This is a genomic window from Yersinia sp. 22-579 (genome assembly GCF_030433455.1).
In the GTDB taxonomy this organism is placed as follows: Bacteria; Pseudomonadota; Gammaproteobacteria; order Enterobacterales; family Enterobacteriaceae; genus Yersinia; species Yersinia enterocolitica.
In genome coordinates this window covers 58843-78588 of the sequence record NZ_JAUJTZ010000016.1, presented here as the reverse complement: position 1 = coordinate 78588, position 19746 = coordinate 58843, and the positions used below count along the sequence as shown (strand labels likewise).

Here is a 19746-nt window from a genome sequence, read left to right as displayed (position 1 = left end):
TATGACTCTACAAACCCTTCCTGGGTATTACTCCCTGCAGACAGATCAAGCCTGGTTGATTGCAGGATTACGTTGGCAATACCTCAGACTTCGTGGGCGTCGCAATATGCGATTGCGAGCTCGTGAAGCAAATGCTAATCGCTGGATAGCCTTACCAACTGGTGACGGTCAAGCTCAAGGGTCACTGTTAGGTACCGTGAATGTGTCAGAAAAACGCGCACTTAAACAAAGGCGAAACCACCTTGCTTCGATGGCCCTGACAGTCCTTCCATCATTACCCTCGGCTTGCTATGCCGTATTCAGTTTACCAGATGGCCAATTTTGGTTTGTCGCAGTCAGTGACGGGATGCTATCTCCTTTTGGAGATATCGTCGGTGATGAAACAGCCATGAACACAGCTGTAAATAACTTCCTGCAGATTTCACCGACACCTCAGGAAGGGTGGACTGTTTATGCTCCGGCCGGTTTTTTTTCAGACAGAGAAGCTACAGAACGCGATCTGTTACCCCTGCTTGATAATAAAATAGCGGTAAGACGTGCCCTACTTTCTAAAACGCATAACCAACAGGTCAAATGGATATGGGGAGCCGCAATCGTAGTTGTTATAGGCGGATATGTTGGGTATTCCTCTTGGCAAACACATTTACAAAATGAACGCATTGAAATTGCACAAGCAGAACTGAAAGCTCGAAATAAGCTTAATGGACAGGCGCCGGCTGATAGCCTCAAGCCCTGGGCTGCACAACCAAACTTTCCATCGATGCTTGATGCCTGCAATGGGATATGGAAGGAATCTCGTATCTCATTGGCAGGTTTATTCAAAACCGCAATATGTGACGCCAGCGGTAAAATCACGTTTCATTACACCCTACCAATGGGAGTCACCGTTGGTGATTTTGCGGCACGCGTATTGGAGATGTACGGAACAGAGATTAAACCCGTTTTCAATATACCTGGAGCCGCCGATGACGGTTCCTTTTCACTCCCAGTTATTTTACCTCCGCCCAAACATCCTGAAGCCCTTTTATCCGGTGACCTACAGATTCAGCGCCTAACCAGCTACGCCCAACGCATCAATGCCAACATGCGGTTGAGCGAAATGGCCACAGCAACTCAGTTGACCCAAGGTGAGGTGAAAAATCTACCGTGGCGCACTCTTAGCTTTACATTCGTGACAGATATTCCACCTGACCGCCTATTCGCTCCGACACGGTTCGACAGCAGTGGGATCAGGGCATCAAGTATTACTACCACGCTTAAAAATAACCGCCTGGTGTATACCATTGAAGGAGTTTTATATGCCAACCGCTAAATATCAGCTTCCTACTTGGGCACTATGCTTCACAATGTTTGTACCAAGTGTATTCGCTGCACCTGTTACTGACTTGCCCACAGCGCCAACTTCAACAACTGAAAAAGCTCCGCCAATATCTGGTGATTCTCTACCAAGTACTACGTTTACTCGATCCGAAGCTGCCAGAGCCCTAAACCTGGGACAACTTGAAGCCATTCAAGCGGAAACCGTGCTGTTTGAAGCACAGTTAGCGCGTGCTAAAGCCCTAAACGAGCTGAATAAAAATGGTTATGACCGCTCAGTTGATCAACCCTTTAATCCCGCGCCTCCCTCACAAGACAACACAAAACATGAGGTAAAAGGGGCCGCTCAAGAAGCCATCCCACCACAGGTAATAGAAATATCCGGTGATAGTAAAGGATTCTCAGCATTACTGGCTCTTAGCAATGGCAATCAGGTCAGCGTTCAAACAGGAAGCCGGATACCAGGTACGGACTTTGTCGTCAAACGGATAACCCTCAATGAAGTTGTAGTTTCCATGTCAAACCAATCCTTAATTTCGCTTTCATTTTCAGGATAACCACTATGGCTTATGACAAGCGACGTTCCGAGTACCTACATTTAGATTTACTCAAAAAAGAGCAACCAATTCTGTACATCTCCGAGGCCCATGGCAACCGGTTAGAAGTGCAGTCTGAAATAGCTAACATCTTTAAAGAACACCCAAATTTACGCATCGAACGTGTCCAACTCGATTTCCTCAAGGAGAAGCAAAAAAGTCAGGGCCGTCCTGGTCTGGATAATGAGTTCTCAAACCAACAACAAAAAGTCATCAAGTACTTTAGCCAAGCTAAAGAGAAAGGAGCCAGTGATATCCATTTATTGATTGGTTTAAACGATGTCACCGTAGTTCAATTCCGCGTTCATGGTGACCTTGAAACCATTGATAAATTAGATTATTCAGAAGGTATGTCATTGGCCTCTACCATCGTGTTGTCAATGTGTGACGTCGTTGAGCCCAGCTTTAACCCCAACCGCGAACAAGGCAGTCGAATACGTAAGGAATTCTTACAGGGACTTAAGTTATTTGGCGCTCGCTATGCACATATTCCCGCAGAGTTTGGTCTATATGTCGTAATGCGTATTTTGCCAGATGAAGGAACGGCACCTCCTACGTTGGATGACCTAGGGTTTCTCGCTGAACAACAAGTTTTAATCCGACGGATGCTTGCTCGCCCGGAAGGAGTCATCATCTTGTCCGGCCCAACGGGGTCGGGTAAAAGTACGACTCTGCGAACTTTCAGTGAAATGTATCTGGCATTTACTGGGCACCGTAAACGTCTACTGACATTAGAAGATCCTCCAGAAGGCCTAATACGCGGTGCTGTTCAGACTCCAATCATTGCTGATAAGAACGACCCCGAGGCTGTTAGCCTGGCTTGGGTAAGGTCTATATCTGCAGCTTTACGACTTGACCCTGATGCAATGATTATTGGTGAAATTCGAGATACTAATTCTGTCAAATCTGGTCTAACCGCCGCCAAGTCCGGACATCTAGTTATCACCACCTTGCATGCTAATGATGCTGTTGGTATTGCCGACCGTTTGACCGACACACTCGGTATACCAATGGGGCAGGTTGCTGACCCTCAAGTCATGATTGGCCTGATAGCCCAGCGTTTGGTGCAGCTTTTATGTCCAAAGTGCAAAAAAACTTGGAATGAAGTTAAAAGTGAGTTGGACGATGAGAAAAAAGAGTTGCTGGAGCGCTTTTGCGAAACTGACAAACTGGCTTTCCGTCATAAAGCAGGATGTAGCGACTGTTACAAAGGCGTCACAGGCCGACGGGTGATTTCAGAGGTTATCCGCCCCGATGCAAAATTCATGGCTTTATTCCGTCACGAAGGAAAACTGGCAGCACGCAGCTATTGGGTAAATGAATTGAATGGAATTACTCGTGGGCAACATTTGCTACGTTATCTCCACGAAGGACTGGTTGACCCTATCGATGCCGATTATATCAGCCCACTTGATGAAGATAGTTTGACACTTCTTCCGAAAGAGGGGGGCCTATGACATTACGTTTCATAACACTCCGTCAAAGTCTTTCAGACTTTCGCAATAAAGCGCCGTCGCCCACAGTTCTCCGAGACTATATTGGTCGCTGGCTTGCTCAAAAAACATTTACCACAGCGGACCGCCTAACATTTTATGAGGATTTAGCCTTTCTATTAGATAACGATATTAAGGTGGAAAAAGCGTTAACTGTAATGCTCGAAAGTGTTGGTAAGGGGAATACCCCGATGGCGTATTGCCTTAAAGACACTCTGATTGCATTACGCGAAGGAAAATCAGTAGACGAAGGTTTGGCAACATGGATACCTCGCCAAGAAGCGGCCATTCTTAGCGCGGGAAGTCAAGACGGTAACCTGGCTGCAGCATTGTATCGGGCTATTACCGTAGTACAAGGCATGGCTGAAATGAAGTCCTCGATTATATCCACCATGGCCTATCCAACGTTGTTGCTCGGTACCACCTTCGGGATGATGAAGATGGTTTCTATCTATTTTCTTCCACGCTTGTCCTCACTAGCTTCCAAAGATCATTGGTCGGGCGCACTTTGGTGGCTAAGCGCTATATCTGAGTTCTTTGTGGATAACGCAATCCTGCTCAGTATTCTACTGATTATATTGAGTATTATTATCACTTGGTCAATGTCCAATCTAACTGGCAAAACACGCCAATATGTATTGGACCACCTGATGCCCTGGAGTATTTATCGCAATATTGCGGGGGTAGCGTTCTTACTTAACTTCAGTGCATTGATGCGCGGCCAGATAAAAACAGAAGATGCACTGGAAATACTCAGCCGCTATGCACCACCTTGGTTGTATGAGCGATTATCCGCAACACAGCGTCAAGTTAGTCGCGGAGACCATTTAGGTCTGGCATTAAGAAATGCTGGTTATGGTTTCCCATCTCCCCGAGCCATTGACAAACTCGTGCTCCTAACTGATGGGGATAATGCTGAAATTATCATAGAGAATTTTGCAAAAGCCTGGCTAACCCAAACAGTCAAGCAAATAAAGAAGACAGCCTCACGATTATCCCTTCTCGCGTTATGTATCAATGCTGGCTATATGATTTTAATAATCATGGCCACTCAAAACCTCAACGATCTGGTGGGAACTCGTTAACCCACTATTAACCATCAAAAACCTAAGGACATAGAATGGAACTTACACGTATCCCAATCCGCTCAACTATTAACAAAGGTGCTATTACCTTATTTGAAGCCGCTATATATCTAGTAATAGCGTTGGTTGTGTTAGCCGTCGCCATGACTCAGGGGGGCGGACTCTTTAACCGTAATGATGCCAGTACCGAGTTTGCTAATGCAGGCGAGTTAGTCAACAGCACCCGCTCTATGATGAAAACTGCAGGTACATATAATTTTGCTTCTGCCGATGCAATGACCGGAGCTCTCGTCCAGTTTGGGGGGGCCACATCAACATCCCTGACAGTTGTAGGTGATAAAGCGTCAGGTTCGGCCAAACTACAAAATACCTGGGGGGGAGCAGTGACCGTAGAACCCGTTTCTTCTTCTGGTGGGCAAAAATCGTCATTTTCATTAACCTATGCCGCTGTCCCACAAGAAGCCTGTATCACGTTGGCCACCAAACTTAGTGCGGTACCCAGCATAGTCACCACAAAAGTGAATGGTACTACCAACACAGGACAAATTGCAGCTAGTAGCATCGGTGCGCAATGTACAGCTGACAATGGTTCTGTCGGTCAAAACACCCTCATTTTCACCAGCAATACCTGATGCCCTTACCACCGGCAACATCCCGTTGCCGGTCTTTAATTGGAGCGCATTATTATGCTGTGTGCTTTTTTACGCACTCTGGCCAGTTTAATACTGGCTGGAATTATGCTGTTTTCCCTACCAGGGCATGCATTCTGTTTCAATGAAGCAGGTGCTCGCTATAAAGTAGACCCGCAGTTGCTTCGTTCTATGGCCACCGTCGAGAGTAGCCTCAACCCTCAGGCCATTGGGAAAAACCGCGATAAACAGGGCAAGATTACCAGCCGAGACTATGGGCTGATGCAAATCAACGACCGACATATTCCACAGCTGCAAGCTCTAGGTATTATCCACAACGAGCAAGACCTCCTTAATAATACCTGTCTGAATGTCCAGATTGGCGCATGGATACTGGCTAAACACTTGAAACAATGCGGTGTGAATTGGCAGTGTCTTGGCTCTTATAACGCTGGATTTGCTGATAACAACAGTGCTCGGCGTATGATTTATGCCCGTAAAGTCTACAACATGTATCTTAAATTGCAGGGGGGCGCTGTTTGATGTCAACGTTCTTCTTGATCTTCAATCTTACACTGCTGTTACTGTTGATATCCCTTCCACTGGTGAAACAGGCGCAACAGTTTTTACTGGTACATGAGGAATCACCACTTCGACTCCCGCAGATAATCAGCGTTATCGCTGCGTTCATACTTGCAGGGACCTCGCTGATCCTGACAAGCCTTGAATTTGGTTTTAGCCCAATTAGCACTGCCAAATGCTTAGTTTTATTAGCTTGGGGTATTCCGATGGTATTACTGGACTTGCACAAATTATGGTTACCTCAGTGTTTCACTACTGGCTTCTGGCTAACAGGCTTACTGTTTACCTTCTTACCGGGTAGTTCACTGCTCTGGTGGCAAGCTCTCACCAGTAGTGGTGTCATGTTTACCTTGCTGTATTTATTTCATCTTGCTTCAAAACATTTGATCGGAGAGGAAGGATTCGGGTTAGGTGATGTTCACCTAATCGCAGCGCTTTGTGCCTGGCTCCCTTGGCAACTAGCAAGCGTACTCAGTGGAACCGGATTTTTACTGTTTATCACTGGAGCAATAGTCACTCGACAATATGTACAACCCTACGCCCCTTGGCTATTTATCCTATTGGCGGGTCTGGCTACGGGCTTTCCTCAATTAACTCTACAGGGTGTCTTATGACAGCAAAAACAGCTATACCCCGCGTCAATCGGGGGTTTTCATTTCTGCAACTTGCCATAGTACTCGGCATAGTTATGCTAGCAGCGCCACTAGGAATGGAACGCTACTCTAATTATCTTGAAGAACAATCTTGGATGGTGACGGCGGAACATTTGAGCAATGTGAGCCAAGGAGCTCGTCGCTACATCAAGGACAATTACAACACACTACAAAGCCAGGTAAAAAACGGAACACCAATAACTATCACAGGGCAGACGTTGCGCGACCAAGGCTATTTACCTAATGGTTTTGCTCTGACTAACAATACCTCCCAAACCTATGTACTGGCGGTGGCCCGTAATCCCACACAAACCGATAAAATGGTAGCATTTATACTGACATCTGGTGGTCAAGAAATTGCTTTTAAGGGGCAACGTTTTATCTCACAGAATATTGCTGGCTTAGGTGGCTACGTTTTCCCAAACAATATCGCCAACGGGGCCAGTGGTGGCTGGCAAGTGAATCTCGCTGATTTTGGACTTAGTGGCCAAACTGGTCATTTAGCCGCCTACCTTTCTTCTGAAATTTTAGGTACAGATGTAGAAGAAAGCGACCGTTTATACCGTTTTCAAGTAAACGGAAAACCAGATTTGAACCGTATGCATACGGCTATCGATATGAATAGCAATGATATTAACAATGCAAAAACTGTAAATGCTGCAACGGGCAATTTCAGTGATTCTGTTAATGCAGAAGGAAATATTAAAAGTAAAACCGGTTGGTTGGTTACGCAAAGTGGCAAGGGTTGGTTAAACGAAACTCATGGTGGCGGTTTTTACATGAGTGACAATGATTGGATTAGATCTGTTAATAACAAAGGCATTTATACTGCTGGCCAAGTAAGAGCTGGGACTGTTAGAGCTGATGATACGTTAAATGCGGGAGGAACACTGCAACTGGATCAAGTTAGTACTCCCGGGACAAGTTGTCCTCAAATTGGGCGACAGAGCAGAGATGGTACTGGCGCCCCCCTGTATTGCATTAATGGCGTGTGGAAAAAATCGGGTGGGGGTATAGACTTCGACCATGCAGTATATCAATACGTTGGAGATGGTGGTCGGTGTCCAGCTAATCACGTTGCTGTTGGTGTTGGTGGTTTCTATGCAACATATACAGCAGGTTACATCTGGTGTGCTCCTGCCCAGTGATTTTATTTTTTACTGGAAAGTATGATGAATTTTTCATTCCAATCCCCCTGTTCTCAATAAGTATTTCTCACTAACAAGTAAACACCATTCAAGTTATTTAAATTCTCTTCGTATTTATCCGTTATTCGTAATACAGGAATTAACCATATGAAACCATCGTATCTGGCCACGCTTGGCCTTTTCCTGCTATCCGGTTGCCAGGCACAACAGGCAAAACATCCGATACCTACTCCACAGCCGATATCTATTAATACCGAGCAAATCTCCCCCTCGTTACAGGATCTCGCCTTAAACGGAGTACTAAATCAGAAAGTACATTTCGTACCCGGCAGTATTCGAGCAAACAGCCAACGACTTTCAGTGACATGGGATGGCGATGCTATTGAGCTCCTGGCCGAATTAGCACGACAACGCGGCTTATCATTCGCTTATACCGGTGTCAGATTGCCACTTCCTGTCACTATTCATGTTCAAGACGTTACCTTTGAAACCCTACTTCGAATTATCCGTACTCAAACCGACTGGCGAGCTCAGCTAGATCAGCAGTCCAGAGAGCTTCGCGTCTACTTTATGTTGCCCCTAAAACAAGGAGCTTTAGCATGATACGAAAAGCCCTGGCTCTCTGTCTGGCCCTCATCGCCGTGCCAGTTATCGGAGCGAGCATCGATACGCCTCCACCCCCGGATATCAATGCTTACCTATCGCCAAAGGCCGCTGATAAACACGGTCTGAACGACACATTGTGGCAACTACTTAATGATGCAGGGCAAACCGTTGGTTTTCGGGGAGGAAAAGCACAGCGAGCCTGGGAACTGCAACAAGCGCTGAGTATTCAGAATGATGACTTAAATAGACTCTATACCTTTGCTCCGCTGATCAGTCGCCAGGGGTGGTTACCTCCCGTTATTGTCGCGGCTGAATCTCTCGCAAACATTACAGATAACCAGATAAGAACCGCCAACAAAACATACACCATTCTGGTGAAAGAGCGATTTGTCAGTAATCCGCCCTCTTGGCGGCAGTACTTATTGGCCGGACTGGCAGTGAATACCGATATCCCTACAGAAATCGCCCCGAAAAATGGCGCCGAAGAGAAAGTCTGGCGTGCCGCGATAGAAAAGGGGTGGCAAGAAGGACGTGAAAGTGCCGACCGAACGTTGGAAAGCAACTTCAATCGATTAACTCGGGATTATGCCGGCATGGTGCGTTATTCCACTCTGGTACAGCAAGGCATGATCACTTTACCTGTGGTCAGTGAACAGCTGCAGTCAGTTACTGGCTCCCAAGACAAACTGATGTTGGGTGACAAAGTACGCGACCTGAAACAACGCGCCGGCTTTGAGTTGGATAAGAAACGTTGGAAACCCACTATCACGACACAACCGTAACCTCCTCCTATTTCATATGCTCGGAGTGATCCCATGAATAATAACCCTGGTCAAGTACAGTTACTTTCCTCATTAGGAAACAACTGCATAAAAAGTGAGCCTAGTGACTTTTTGGTTCATGAAAAGCTACTGGCTGCTGCTCGTGAATATTTAATGATGCGTTCAGTTAGTTCATCAAATGCGGTGATATTTATGAGAAATATCCCACGAAAATATACGGATACGGACCTCTTCCAAGCGTTAAGCTCTGGCCATCTTGGGTTTCATTCCACTTACATCAATTATCCCTATTATTTAAGTTCTGTGCGTGGAGCCCTATATGACAAATCTTGATGAATTTGATTTTTCAGGCGGACTCGACGCAAACAAACTCCGAAGTTTTTTTGTTCACTGTTATCGCCATAAAGTCTCTGATATCCATCTACAAAGTGGAAGCCCAATCATTGTTGATCACTACGGCCGCAAGGTTGTAACCAACAAGTTCAATATTGATAGTTCCCAATTGGTGCGCCTCGTCGATGAGATCTACACCCCTGATATTAAATCACTGGTCCAAGGGGGCAATGGCGCAGACCGTGCTTTACAGTTGGAAGGTGATAATACTGGCCGTTACGGACTCGAACGTGGTGAACGGGTGCGTTATCGCACCAACTTCATTCAGGCCACGATAGGTTCGCTTAACACAGCAATGGCCATCACGTTACGTATCATTCCATCAGCTATCCCGCCCTTAGAGACAATGGGCCTGGAAGAAGATCTTCGTCGCAGTTTATTACCTATGGATGGTCTGGGTTTAACGTGTGGTCCGACCGGCTCCGGGAAATCCACATTATTAGCCTCAACTTACCAGCATTACGGGAAGACACATCCCAACGGGAAGGTCACTACCTATGAAGATCCGGTCGAATATCTGCTAGGGGGGCCTCAATGGGTGCTCAAGCCTCAACAATCCGAAATTGGTAGAGATGTTCCGAGTTTTGCCGATGGTCTTCGTTTTTCGTTACGTCAAGCACCGACTTTAATTGGTGTTGGTGAGATACGTGATCTTGATACGTTAGAAGCCGCCATCGCCTGTGCTCACTCTGGCCACCTAGCCCTCAGTACATTGCATGCTTTCTCTCCGGGCCACGCGTTTTCTCGTTGTATTCGAATGGCGTCAAGTGACACCCGTGAACAAGTGGCCTTTGATCTGCTTGATGCTTTGCGATTTGTCGTCGTGCAACGCCTCCTGCCAACGACTGACGGTAAACGTATCGCTGTTAGAGAATACGTCCTGTTTGACGATGATTGGCGCAGCAAACTATCCCAACAACATTACTCTCGCTGGCCTGATTTGATTAACGCATCACTTCGTGAGAGTTCGACACGCATTGCAGATAAAACCTGGGAACTCTTTGTGATCGGGCAAGTTACTGAGCACGTAGCAGAACAAGTGATGGGATGGCGCGAATTTAACGAAAAACGGAAAACAACATAATGAACAACGATTATTGCAACTGGTTAGATGCGGGTCGGGCCGTCACGATCTTTGGCATTCCAGTGCTGGTTTATCTGGTGTTTATCGTGTGGGTATTTTGGCCAAGTATGCTGATGTTCCTCTTCTGTGTCGGATTGTTGGTGTTTTACAAACTACTGGCTTTCTTTGATTACACCCTCACGGTGGTATTCCAGCGTTTATTGCACCGGTTGCGCGGCAACATCATTACCGGTCGTCCCTGGTGGTATCGAAAATTCTTTGAATAGGAGTCCTATATGATAATCCTCAGCTCTGGCCATCCTTACCAACCTGTTGGGAGGCACAATGAAAGCGACTGAATCTACCTACCTCGTTATTCCATTCGAACAGTTGAAAGAAGCCAAACGGCAGGCAGGTAAGCTGGACAATGGTGAGAATGCGTTGGAGTTCGACCCTGAACGCAAAATGTGGTTTGCCAAAGAGGGCTCTGAACTCGACAAACTCACTCGCTGGCGCATCGATAATACGTTGGCCACCGAAACCAATAACGATTCCGCCCAAGAGTTTGGCGACTTTATCCGCTCACTCGGCGGAAATCTTCAAGGCGACCCAGAGATGGATGGTCTAACTCATCGGATATCGATGAATGATGACAAGCAAGGTAAAAAATCTGGCGTTTATGTTGGTCATTTGGATGGCTTTGCCAATGGTTGGTTTGCTGATCATCGTGATGGTCATAGAAATACCTGGTCATCGAACTCAGACAGGCCTGACCCCATAGTGTTAGCACACCGCAAGGCAATGGCTGCACAAGAGCAACTACGGCGCGATGCCAGAATACGCCAAGAGCAAGATAAGAAATCAGTCGAAGTCACCAAGTTATACGAGCGGTTGAGCCAAGCCAGCCAAGACCACCCCTACTTAAAGAAAAAAGGCGTTAAGGTAGCCAAGGGGATGCACATTGATAACCACAATCAATTGGTCATCCCATTATTGAATGTCGCCGGTGATATACGAACCCTACAAACCATCGCACCCGACGGCAGTAAGCGTTTAAGCAAGGGAGGGCAAAAAGAAGGCAATTTCTTCATTGTTGGTGGCTCTCTTAAGAATGGTCAGCCCATTGTCTTTGCCGAGGGTTATGCCACAGCCGCCAGTGGCGCAATGGCTCTAAAATACCCGGTGGTGATGACCGTTGATTCTGGCAACTTGGTCAAGGTGGCCAAAGCACTGCACGAGCGTTACCCCGACAGTCCAACCTTGTTCTTGGCTGATGATGATCTTCCTAAGCCCAAACGCCCTGGCAATCCGGGGAAAGAAAAAGCCACAGAAGCCGCTGAGCTTACTGGCGGCATTGTTATATTACCGGCCTTTACTGCAGCTGAGCGCGAGAAGGGATTGACGGACTTCAATGACTTTCACCTGTCACGCGGTTTGTCGGCACTCGCAGAACAATTGGCCCCTGTTTTTGCTCCGTTACATCGTCCCTCACCTCTGGAACCCACGACAATGGAAAATACACAGACTGAGCCCACACCCGAAATTGATATACCCTCCGTACAAGACCTACCCGTTAATGAATATGCTGACTATGGTCATATTGCTGATAGCGTCTTCGACCAAGAGGTCCAAGATTTCACACCATATGCTATCAATGACCCCATACCCCCTGTCACTGCAGAGCAGACCGTTATTCAGGAAGCACCTTTAGCTACGGAGCAAATCGTTATTCCAGAAACACCTGCGGCAGTTAAAAATGAGGCTGAAGAAGCAAAACAGGAAAATATTGCACCAATTGCTAACCCAACGATACCCACAGTTACGGCGCCCAAAGAAAAACCCATTGAGTTAGTTTCTTTCGCTGGCCGGCTGGCACCTCAACCTGCAACATCGACCCCTAATGAGCAACAAGCCCAGTCAGAGGCTAACCTGACAGCACAAACGGAAGACGCTATCTGTATCGAGATGCCTGCGGGCCAAGCTCGCCAAGTGGCTCCACTCGATCTAGATGCATTGATGCAACAAATTACCCATGAAATGGCCCTCGATGGACGGTCAGTAAAATATCTCTTTTCTGGTGAACCCGCCTTTGTCGACCACGGCGACCGCATCACAATGGCGAACGCGGCAGCAAGCCAAAGTGATGCCATGATATTGACGGCCTTACTTGTTTCACGCGAACAATATCGGGGGCGCATTGAGCTTACGGGGAGCGATCAGTTCAAGCATCGCGCCATTATGCTAATTGCTGAATACAACCTCGATGTCAAAATGAAAAACCCGCAGCAGCAACTGATGTTAGATGAGGCCCGTAAGCAGTTGGCAGACGAACCAACCCCAGGAGCGGAGGCAACACCCGTTGGCCCACAGACAGCATCTATTATGACTGAGGGGCAAACAACAGAACCTGCCACAGCAACAGCAACACCATTGGCGAACGAATTACCTCCAGAATTACGGCCTACAGTGCTTCCCCCAGAAATACCGCGAAATGCCAGTCGTAAGGAAAGCGAAGCAGGTCTGACAGGCGCTTTATTGGGGCATGGTCCCGCACCGTACAATTTTGATTCGTCTGAGAATCTTAGCTATTACGTACATTTACGTACCGCGCATGGAGAACGTTACGTTTGGGGGAAAGAGTTGGCACAGGTCATGCCAGACAGTGGCCTCAGTAAAAACGATGTGGTGACGCTAACCTGGCTCGGCAGTAAAGAGGTCACGGTCCAGGCTAAAGTACGTGACGCGAACAATAAGATCGTGGTCGATAAAAACGGAGTTGAACAGACGGAGGAAATCATTTCCCACCGTAATCAATGGGCAATAAAGCCGGCAGTCGACCCTCAGTTGCTTGTCAGCCATGAACAGCAGACTACACCGCCAGCGTCATTGACAGCTTATGACATGGCCCATTTTTTTGCGTTACAACAGCAGGTTGTTGAACTGGCGGCAAAAGCTGGGGTATCACTGCCTCCATTGCCTGCACAGGCCAATGACCTTGTGTGGTTTAAGCCTAACGGCCAAGGTACAACAGCCCCTGCCACTCGACCGGCGACCACCCCACTGCCTGCACAGACCCAAGATGCAGGTACTGTACTCATGAAAACGATGACAGCCGAAAACCAACTTAAGTTATTACTGGTAAAAGGCTTAGGCGATTATGTACAAGGCGTCGTGCAATACGAAGGTGAGTACCATCCGGTGCTCGGTAAACTTTGTATCAATGACAAAGGGACACGTTATGTAGCCTTAAATGCGGTTACGGCTGACGGCATCAAATCCATAGGCCACGGTAATGCCATCAATCACGCCGAAGGAGCCAATAACGCTTTCGTGTTCCGTCTCCAGGGGGAAAAAGACAAACTTTATGCGACGCTGGTTGAACCCGCAAAGTGCCCCCCGGCACTGCATAAGCAACTTGGGTTTACGCACGACTATATTCCACCGTCGCAAGCCCCGCAGAGCCGGGACAATCACACCGTGGAAAACCGAATCAATCCGGCACCTCAGGCACCGCGTCCAGGCTTATAAGGAAAGGCAATGCAACGAAGATACTATTTTATACTTGCCGCCCTGGTGGCCAGCACCTTATCTCTGCAGGTTCAAGCAGCGGATTGCCGTGCGGCTACTGCGGCACAAGCTGGGGCGCAGGCTGGCTACGAACGTGCTCGCAAAGCTGCAGAAGCATGGTCACAACGTGAAAATCAGGTATCAAGCGGATTGCAGCAATGCTTGGGAGATATCAGCACAGCCATTACGGTACCGACTTTCCCTGATCTCAGTGGCATCTTGAACGGGATAAAGGACAAAATCTGTCGCGCTGCAAGAGACAAGATCCAAGAATATGTACCGAGTAACATTGACCCATGGGGAGATTTGTCGTCTCGCACCAACGGTGTAATTGGCACCTCATCGAATTCAGTCAGTGTACCTCAGTCCTATGCACCTACCACTTATAGTCAGATACCTGCAGCTACGTCCCCAGTGAGCTCCGCCTCCGGGGACGGTTACATCTTCACTCGCTAACCGACCGTACCTTTAGCGGTTTCCCCTGTTCTTCTTTGCAACCCCGTTCGGTCTCCCCTACGGGGCTTGCCAGTGGATATCACCATGAAAAAAAATCTACCCGCTCCCTCTGATGGGGGGAGTGCTGACCCGTATGCGTCTGCAAGAGCACAGCACATTGAAAGCCAGCTCAATGTCAGTTTCACCCGAAAATCTCTCACGGTGAACATATGGCAAAGTGCTTCTCTTTTTCTTTGTCTGTTGATTATCGCAGTTCTGGGATATGCCGTTTTAAACCCGCCAGTAAAATATTTTGCAACGCAAGATGGTCGTGTTATCCAGCTGACCCCAACAGATCAGCCAGCTTACAGTGATGCGGATGTTACCGATTTTGGCAACCGTGTTATTCGTGAGGCGTTCACTCTCGACTTCGTGAATTACCGCACACAAATGAATAACTTACTTCCCCGATTCTCAGATGAAGGCTTTCGCAGCTATTACGCTGCGCTGACCACATCCAACGTACTTGCCTCCATCAAAGACAAAAAAATGAACATGTCGGTGATGACGTCTCCAGGCGTAGTCGTTAGCAAGGGAACGTTAGAAAACGGGGTATATGCCTGGAAAATTCAATATCCCGTCAAATTCAAATTGACCGGTCAGACAACTTCACTGCCTGAACAAAGTTTTGTGTTGTCACTGCTTATTCAGCGTACCGATCCACGATTGAAGAATACCGGTCTGGAAGTATCTCAGCTCATTACCTATGAGGCTCAATAACCATGAAAATCCAGTATGCCAGTCTGCTCCTGTTAACGTTGGTTAACAGTGTTAGCGCTGCAATCACCACTGACGTCGCTGCAGCCCCCAATGCCTGGCAACCAGCACAAACGCTAAGTGCAGCACCGACAACCAGTACACCACAAAATGTTGCCGCTCAGGTGGCACCAACAGCAGGGCCTGCGCCTACAGCCCCACTTCCTCAAGGCGGATCAACCCCTCTGCCCTCACCCGCGCTAACTTATGCTCAGGGTCAGATGGCTCCATTATCGCCTGATGATGTGACTGGCTTACGGGGGACATTTGACCAACTGCAACGTAGTGAGGGGCGAGCGCCCGTCACTGCGGTTCCCCGGATTAGTTCTCTGACGGTCAACCTGTCACCTGGTGCCTCACTACCCATGCTGCGAGCACTTCCAAACTTTCCTGCGACCGTATCTTTCACTGATGAAACAGGCGCGCCCTGGAATATTGACGCGCCGCCAATCAACGGTAACGAAGCCGGGTTTTCCATCAATTACATTCCAAACAGTCCGGTAATGTCAGTTCAGGCCAGACGGGCCTATGACTCTGGGAGCGTGACGGTATATCTGAAAGGTTTACCGGTGCCTGTAGTGATCGCCTTATCCAGTGGCGAACCAGATAACCCCGGACAAGCACAAATTACAGATAGCAGTCTGAACCTTCGTATTCCTATGCGGGGCCCAGCCGCTAAAGCCCAACCTATTGCGCGAGAAAAAATCAGTTTGGACAATCCAACATTGCAATCCTTTTTGGATGGTGTCCCTCCCAAAGAAGCTAAGCGTCTCAAAACCAGTGGCAACGTCCCGATGACATCTGTTTGGCAATTAGGCGATGACTTATATATCCGCTCACGCAGCGATATACGGGATGCGTTTGTAGAAACCTCGGCAGCAGCAGATGGAACTCGAGTTTGGAAATTGCCCGTCACCCCCGAAGTGGTTTTTTCCGTTCAGAGCCGAAATACCACACTGAACATCAACCTGGAGTAAGCCGATGACCATTGAACAAGATGCTGCAAATGACGGAAAAAAAACACTGATACTGGGCATTGCTGTTGTCACTATTGTTGGCGCAGGAGCTTACCTCGGGTGGGGATGGTTACACAGAGCAGAGCCAACACCGTCAAATTATAAATTGAACAGCGTGGCCAACAATGCCGCGCATAACAGTATTGAAACAGCGCAGTACCGGAAGTTACAAAGTGAAGCTAATAACATCGGTGGAAAAACGGCAGACAGCGGGGGAAACAGCTTTGTGGCGTCCTTACGCATGAGTGATGTCAAACCTGTCGCCCCAACACCGGCTCTACAACCTGTAAGCCTAAATACTACAACCGTAACCTCCTCTCAAGGGGACACAACCAACTCAGGTATAGCTGAGAACGAAAAAGCCGCTCTCAATAGTTACATGAAACTACTTAACGAGCGCTGGAAGCCTGGTGACATACAATTGGCTAGTTCTTTTGGTCACAGCCAACAAGGCAATGGGCAATCAGGCAGTACATCAGAGAATGCTTTTAGTGCATGGAGTAATGGGCTCCCAGGCAATGCGCCAGTGACTGTATCGAGCCAAACAACAGCCAATAACGGGGTTCAAGACCTCATGGTTGTGCCACCGAATACACTTAGGCCGGGTGTAATAGACACTGCAATCGACTCTGACAACCTCAATTCAATCGTTAAGGCTCATATTCCTGCAGGCTTTTTAGCGGGAGCCAGCTTCACCGCTCGGGGTATACAACTGGCGGGTAACGGAGTGGTCATCCATCTCACTAGCATGACACTCAACGGTATTGAATATCAGGTCGATGCCTATGCGTTACAAGACGATACGTTGCAATCCTCCGTCGCCAGTGACGTCAACAACCGTTATATCTCCCGAATTATATTGCCCGCCGTTGCCACTGGTATTGGTGGATTGGGTGAATTGTATAAACAACAAAACACGCAAATCCTATCGACCAACGCTGGCACGATCAGCGGCGGGACTGGCTCGGTTAAAGGCTCAGCTGTAGCAGGTACCATCGTCGGTGGCATTGGCTCTCAAGCTGGCCAAGTGATGGCGAGTGATGCCGCCAAACTTCCCGTCCAACAGGTTCGCGTTTTCAAAAACCAAGTTGTGGCCATCCAATTTATGAAAGGTGTGTATGAGAGCGACCGTCTCAACAAAAACGCGACCGCCATACCCCAAGCAGGAGCACGCTAATGACAACATCTCATTTTGACCTGGAAACGCCCCCAGTTGATTTGCCCGAAAATGAACCAGAGGTAACCCAAACACCTATCGCCAGTAAGCCAACCTCAAAACTTATCACTTTGCCTTTCGGCTTAAAGGTTACCCCGTTGCAAGCCGGGATGATGGGACTCGTCATCGTCGGAATTGTCGCTTTCGGGGTATTGCGTAATGCCCCCTCGAATACCGATGCGCCACCGCAATTTGCGGCTCAAGAGCCCATAACCACACCGCCTATTGTGCCCGTTCCTTACTCACCACCGTCAACATCAGTGCAGAACACGACCATCGACGCACCACCAACGAGGGAACCTGTGGCCAATCCCCTGGCAGAGCCTGGCCCGCAAATAGTTGAAGAGTTGCGGGTATACGGGGAAAACAACCGTGAAGGAATAAAAGCATTGGATCAACGTTTGCGCCTCCTGGAGCAACAGGTTGCCTACTTGGCACAACGCCCAAGTCCTGCATCAGTATCCACCATGACCACAGCCTCTGCTGTTGCACCGAAAGCCTCCCCCCGCACCGCGTCAAAAAACAGCGGATTACGGGGTGCCAGTATTAACAGTTTATATCCGGGATTAGCTTGGGTGACTTATCAGGGAAGTACCTGGGCACTGCAACCGGGTGACCGCATTGGTCATGCCACCGTGCAACGCATTGACACTCAAAATCGTGAGGTCATCACCACTGCCGGTGTTATCCGGTAAGGATACCTATGGACTTGGTCCAAATGCTGGCCAACGCCGTCAACAACGTTACGGCGGTTGGAATTCAGCTGATCATCGCGATGGGGGCAGTAGGTGGCTTAATCATGCTGGTCTTGCACTTTGGCAATATCGCCAGTCGTGCACGCAAAGGACAGGTACAAGACGGCCCTGGAAAAATCATGCTGATCATTCTGATATGCGGCTGCGTTATTGCACTGCATCAGGTGATGAATGCAACCTCACGACAAATGGCTTTGGGTGACGTCACTTTTGGTGCAATAGCCTATGTTTCCGAAGGCAAATACGGCCCTGCTGCGGTCGCTATTAATGCCGGTCTTACACTTCTGCAGTGGATCGGTGTCATTTATGCGTATCAGGGCTTATTACGCCTGAGACGCTCTACTAAAGATGGTCATACCGGTCTTAGCGCCGGTGATGATGTCGCAAGCGGCGCTAAGCGAATAATTATTGGCACCATGCTCGCAGTCAATCCACGGGTACTTGATGCCCTACAAAACACAATCAATTTTCATTGGTAAATACAGAGGTCATAATGAACGCTCGTCAAATCTTGAAAGACTTTCCACTTTTCATCTCAGTTAAAGCGGCCTTACTGGCAGAAACATTCCGCCGGCAATATGTTCGCGTCGTTGCAGGTTTACTGACAGGGTTCCTGACCCCTCTCGCCCATGCCGATGGAGATCTTGTCGATATGATTAAAGCCCCTTTGGACGGCATTTATTCATTGAAAGAGCCTATCGTGAAAGCGTCAATGACCCTCGGCCTGCTTTTAATAGCTGCTGCCATCATCATGATGGCTTCCAAGAAAAATAACCCGCAAATCAAGGGTTGGCACATCTTGATATTATTTGCAGCGGGAGGCTGTCTTATTGCGCTTGATCAGATTGCTAATCGTAGCCAGAAGCAGATGGGGCTGAACCCAGTATCTGTCGGTTAACGTAGATAGCCGGCCCTTGTGGCCGGCCTTACTTAACTCGAACGTCTCTATGAGGCTTATTTCCGAAAGCCCCCATTCTTTGGAGTTCTTATGCTGGTCTTTTCCGTTTCCCGTCGTGTGACGGGCCTTTCCCGCACGCCTCAACAACAGAATACATTAGATGAAACAGCCCGTATGGCGGGACATAACTGTGAATTCTGTGGCTACGAGTCACCTAAAAATACCGTGATATTTCGTGACCAAAACCAACTAAATACACTCCGAGATAACCTTTGTGTCGCTGACCCACTGTGTCAAGCCTGGCAACAATTGGATACCGTGACGGCGGAAGCCGGGGTCATTGTCTATCTGCCAGTTTTGCGACCGGAGGATATCAATCATCTCCAACGGGCCATAGCTCAGGCACTTGAATCTGACAGTGAAGAATATCAGCAAGATGCCAAAGCTCTACTCAATTGGCTCACCTCTCACGACAAACCAGTACGCAAATCATGGGGAACAACGCATCCTCAAGCATTCGGTGAAGCCTTGAAACGTCTCCCGGATGAAAAACGTGAATCCTTACTGTCCCGCTGTCGCCATCTGGCATTGGCGCTACATCCAGGCCGCCTAAAAGGACGACTGGCAACCACAGGGCTAGATGCCAATACAACCTGGTGGTCACTCCTATACCGTGATTATTGCTCCCGGAGCTGA

22 protein-coding genes are annotated in these 19746 nt (G+C 48.2%); all 22 read left to right on the top strand.

Features of this window, described 5'->3' with window-relative positions:
* Nucleotide 1 precedes the first annotated feature (1 nt).
* Nucleotides 2–1312, top strand: coding sequence for a type 4b pilus protein PilO2 (gene pilO2, locus QSV56_RS18050; RefSeq protein ID WP_145544360.1), 1311 nt, complete (start codon nucleotides 2–4; stop codon nucleotides 1310–1312).
* Complete coding sequence (gene pilP / locus QSV56_RS18045; protein ID WP_301213155.1) at nucleotides 1299–1874, top strand: type IV pilus biogenesis protein PilP; 576 nt, start codon at nucleotides 1299–1301, stop codon at nucleotides 1872–1874. Before pilO2 ends, pilP begins: the two co-directional genes overlap by 14 nt.
* A 5-nt stretch (nucleotides 1875–1879) precedes the next feature.
* Nucleotides 1880–3370, top strand: a complete 1491-nt coding sequence (locus tag QSV56_RS18040; protein ID WP_301213154.1) for a GspE/PulE family protein — start codon at nucleotides 1880–1882, stop codon at nucleotides 3368–3370.
* Nucleotides 3367–4491, top strand: coding sequence for a type II secretion system F family protein (locus tag QSV56_RS18035; RefSeq protein ID WP_301213153.1), 1125 nt, complete (start codon nucleotides 3367–3369; stop codon nucleotides 4489–4491). The genes QSV56_RS18040 and QSV56_RS18035 overlap by 4 nt, the downstream gene beginning before the upstream one ends.
* Before the next feature lie 35 nt (nucleotides 4492–4526).
* Nucleotides 4527–5123, top strand: coding sequence for a type 4 pilus major pilin (locus tag QSV56_RS18030; protein WP_050288990.1), 597 nt, complete (start codon nucleotides 4527–4529; stop codon nucleotides 5121–5123).
* 54 nt (nucleotides 5124–5177) lie between these two features.
* Nucleotides 5178–5663 carry a lytic transglycosylase domain-containing protein gene (locus tag QSV56_RS18025; RefSeq protein ID WP_301213152.1) on the top strand — a complete coding sequence of 162 codons (486 nt, stop codon included), beginning with the start codon at nucleotides 5178–5180 and terminating at the stop codon, nucleotides 5661–5663.
* The gene (locus tag QSV56_RS18020; protein ID WP_301213150.1) at nucleotides 5663–6316 is read left to right on the top strand and encodes an A24 family peptidase; all 654 of its coding nucleotides are present in this window, start codon (nucleotides 5663–5665) and stop codon (nucleotides 6314–6316) included. The genes QSV56_RS18025 and QSV56_RS18020 overlap by 1 nt, the downstream gene beginning before the upstream one ends.
* A complete protein-coding gene (gene pilV, locus QSV56_RS18015) occupies nucleotides 6313–7503 on the top strand; it encodes a shufflon system plasmid conjugative transfer pilus tip adhesin PilV (protein ID WP_301213148.1) in 1191 nt (396 codons plus the stop codon). The genes QSV56_RS18020 and pilV overlap by 4 nt, the downstream gene beginning before the upstream one ends.
* Nucleotides 7504–7650: 147 nt before the next feature.
* On the top strand, nucleotides 7651–8106 hold the full coding sequence (locus tag QSV56_RS18010; RefSeq protein ID WP_301213146.1) for a DotD/TraH family lipoprotein: 456 nt from the start codon (nucleotides 7651–7653) through the stop codon (nucleotides 8104–8106).
* Nucleotides 8103–8891, top strand: coding sequence for a type IV secretory system conjugative DNA transfer family protein (locus tag QSV56_RS18005; protein WP_301213144.1), 789 nt, complete (start codon nucleotides 8103–8105; stop codon nucleotides 8889–8891). Before QSV56_RS18010 ends, QSV56_RS18005 begins: the two co-directional genes overlap by 4 nt.
* A 33-nt stretch (nucleotides 8892–8924) precedes the next feature.
* Complete coding sequence (locus QSV56_RS18000) at nucleotides 8925–9224, top strand: hypothetical protein (protein WP_301213142.1); 300 nt, start codon at nucleotides 8925–8927, stop codon at nucleotides 9222–9224.
* Nucleotides 9211–10368 carry a plasmid transfer ATPase TraJ gene (traJ, locus tag QSV56_RS17995; protein WP_301213140.1) on the top strand — a complete coding sequence of 386 codons (1158 nt, stop codon included), beginning with the start codon at nucleotides 9211–9213 and terminating at the stop codon, nucleotides 10366–10368. The genes QSV56_RS18000 and traJ overlap by 14 nt, the downstream gene beginning before the upstream one ends.
* Nucleotides 10368–10634: an IcmT/TraK family protein gene (gene icmT / locus QSV56_RS17990; protein WP_050074346.1), complete on the top strand. Its 267-nt coding sequence runs from the start codon at nucleotides 10368–10370 to the stop codon at nucleotides 10632–10634. Before traJ ends, icmT begins: the two co-directional genes overlap by 1 nt.
* A 58-nt stretch (nucleotides 10635–10692) precedes the next feature.
* Nucleotides 10693–13875, top strand: coding sequence for an LPD7 domain-containing protein (locus tag QSV56_RS17985; RefSeq protein ID WP_301213137.1), 3183 nt, complete (start codon nucleotides 10693–10695; stop codon nucleotides 13873–13875).
* 9 nt (nucleotides 13876–13884) lie between these two features.
* The gene (locus QSV56_RS17980; protein WP_301213135.1) at nucleotides 13885–14370 is read left to right on the top strand and encodes a hypothetical protein; all 486 of its coding nucleotides are present in this window, start codon (nucleotides 13885–13887) and stop codon (nucleotides 14368–14370) included.
* Between the two features lie 84 nt (nucleotides 14371–14454).
* Nucleotides 14455–15129 (top strand): DotI/IcmL/TraM family protein, encoded by a 675-nt coding sequence (locus QSV56_RS17975; protein WP_301213133.1) that lies wholly within the window; start codon nucleotides 14455–14457, stop codon nucleotides 15127–15129.
* A gap of 2 nt (nucleotides 15130–15131) precedes the next feature.
* Entirely contained in the window at nucleotides 15132–16142 is a 1011-nt protein-coding gene (locus QSV56_RS17970) for a DotH/IcmK family type IV secretion protein (protein ID WP_301213131.1), read from the top strand.
* A 4-nt stretch (nucleotides 16143–16146) separates the two neighbouring features.
* Nucleotides 16147–17358: a conjugal transfer protein TraO gene (gene traO, locus QSV56_RS17965; protein ID WP_301213129.1), complete on the top strand. Its 1212-nt coding sequence runs from the start codon at nucleotides 16147–16149 to the stop codon at nucleotides 17356–17358.
* Complete coding sequence (locus tag QSV56_RS17960) at nucleotides 17358–18092, top strand: hypothetical protein (RefSeq protein ID WP_301213127.1); 735 nt, start codon at nucleotides 17358–17360, stop codon at nucleotides 18090–18092. The genes traO and QSV56_RS17960 overlap by 1 nt, the downstream gene beginning before the upstream one ends.
* 8 nt (nucleotides 18093–18100) lie before the next feature.
* Nucleotides 18101–18631 carry a conjugal transfer protein TraQ gene (gene traQ / locus QSV56_RS17955; RefSeq protein ID WP_301213125.1) on the top strand — a complete coding sequence of 177 codons (531 nt, stop codon included), beginning with the start codon at nucleotides 18101–18103 and terminating at the stop codon, nucleotides 18629–18631.
* A gap of 14 nt (nucleotides 18632–18645) precedes the next feature.
* Complete coding sequence (locus QSV56_RS17950; protein ID WP_301213123.1) at nucleotides 18646–19050, top strand: DUF6750 family protein; 405 nt, start codon at nucleotides 18646–18648, stop codon at nucleotides 19048–19050.
* Between the two features lie 90 nt (nucleotides 19051–19140).
* The gene (locus QSV56_RS17945) at nucleotides 19141–19746 is read left to right on the top strand and encodes a hypothetical protein (protein WP_108088339.1); all 606 of its coding nucleotides are present in this window, start codon (nucleotides 19141–19143) and stop codon (nucleotides 19744–19746) included.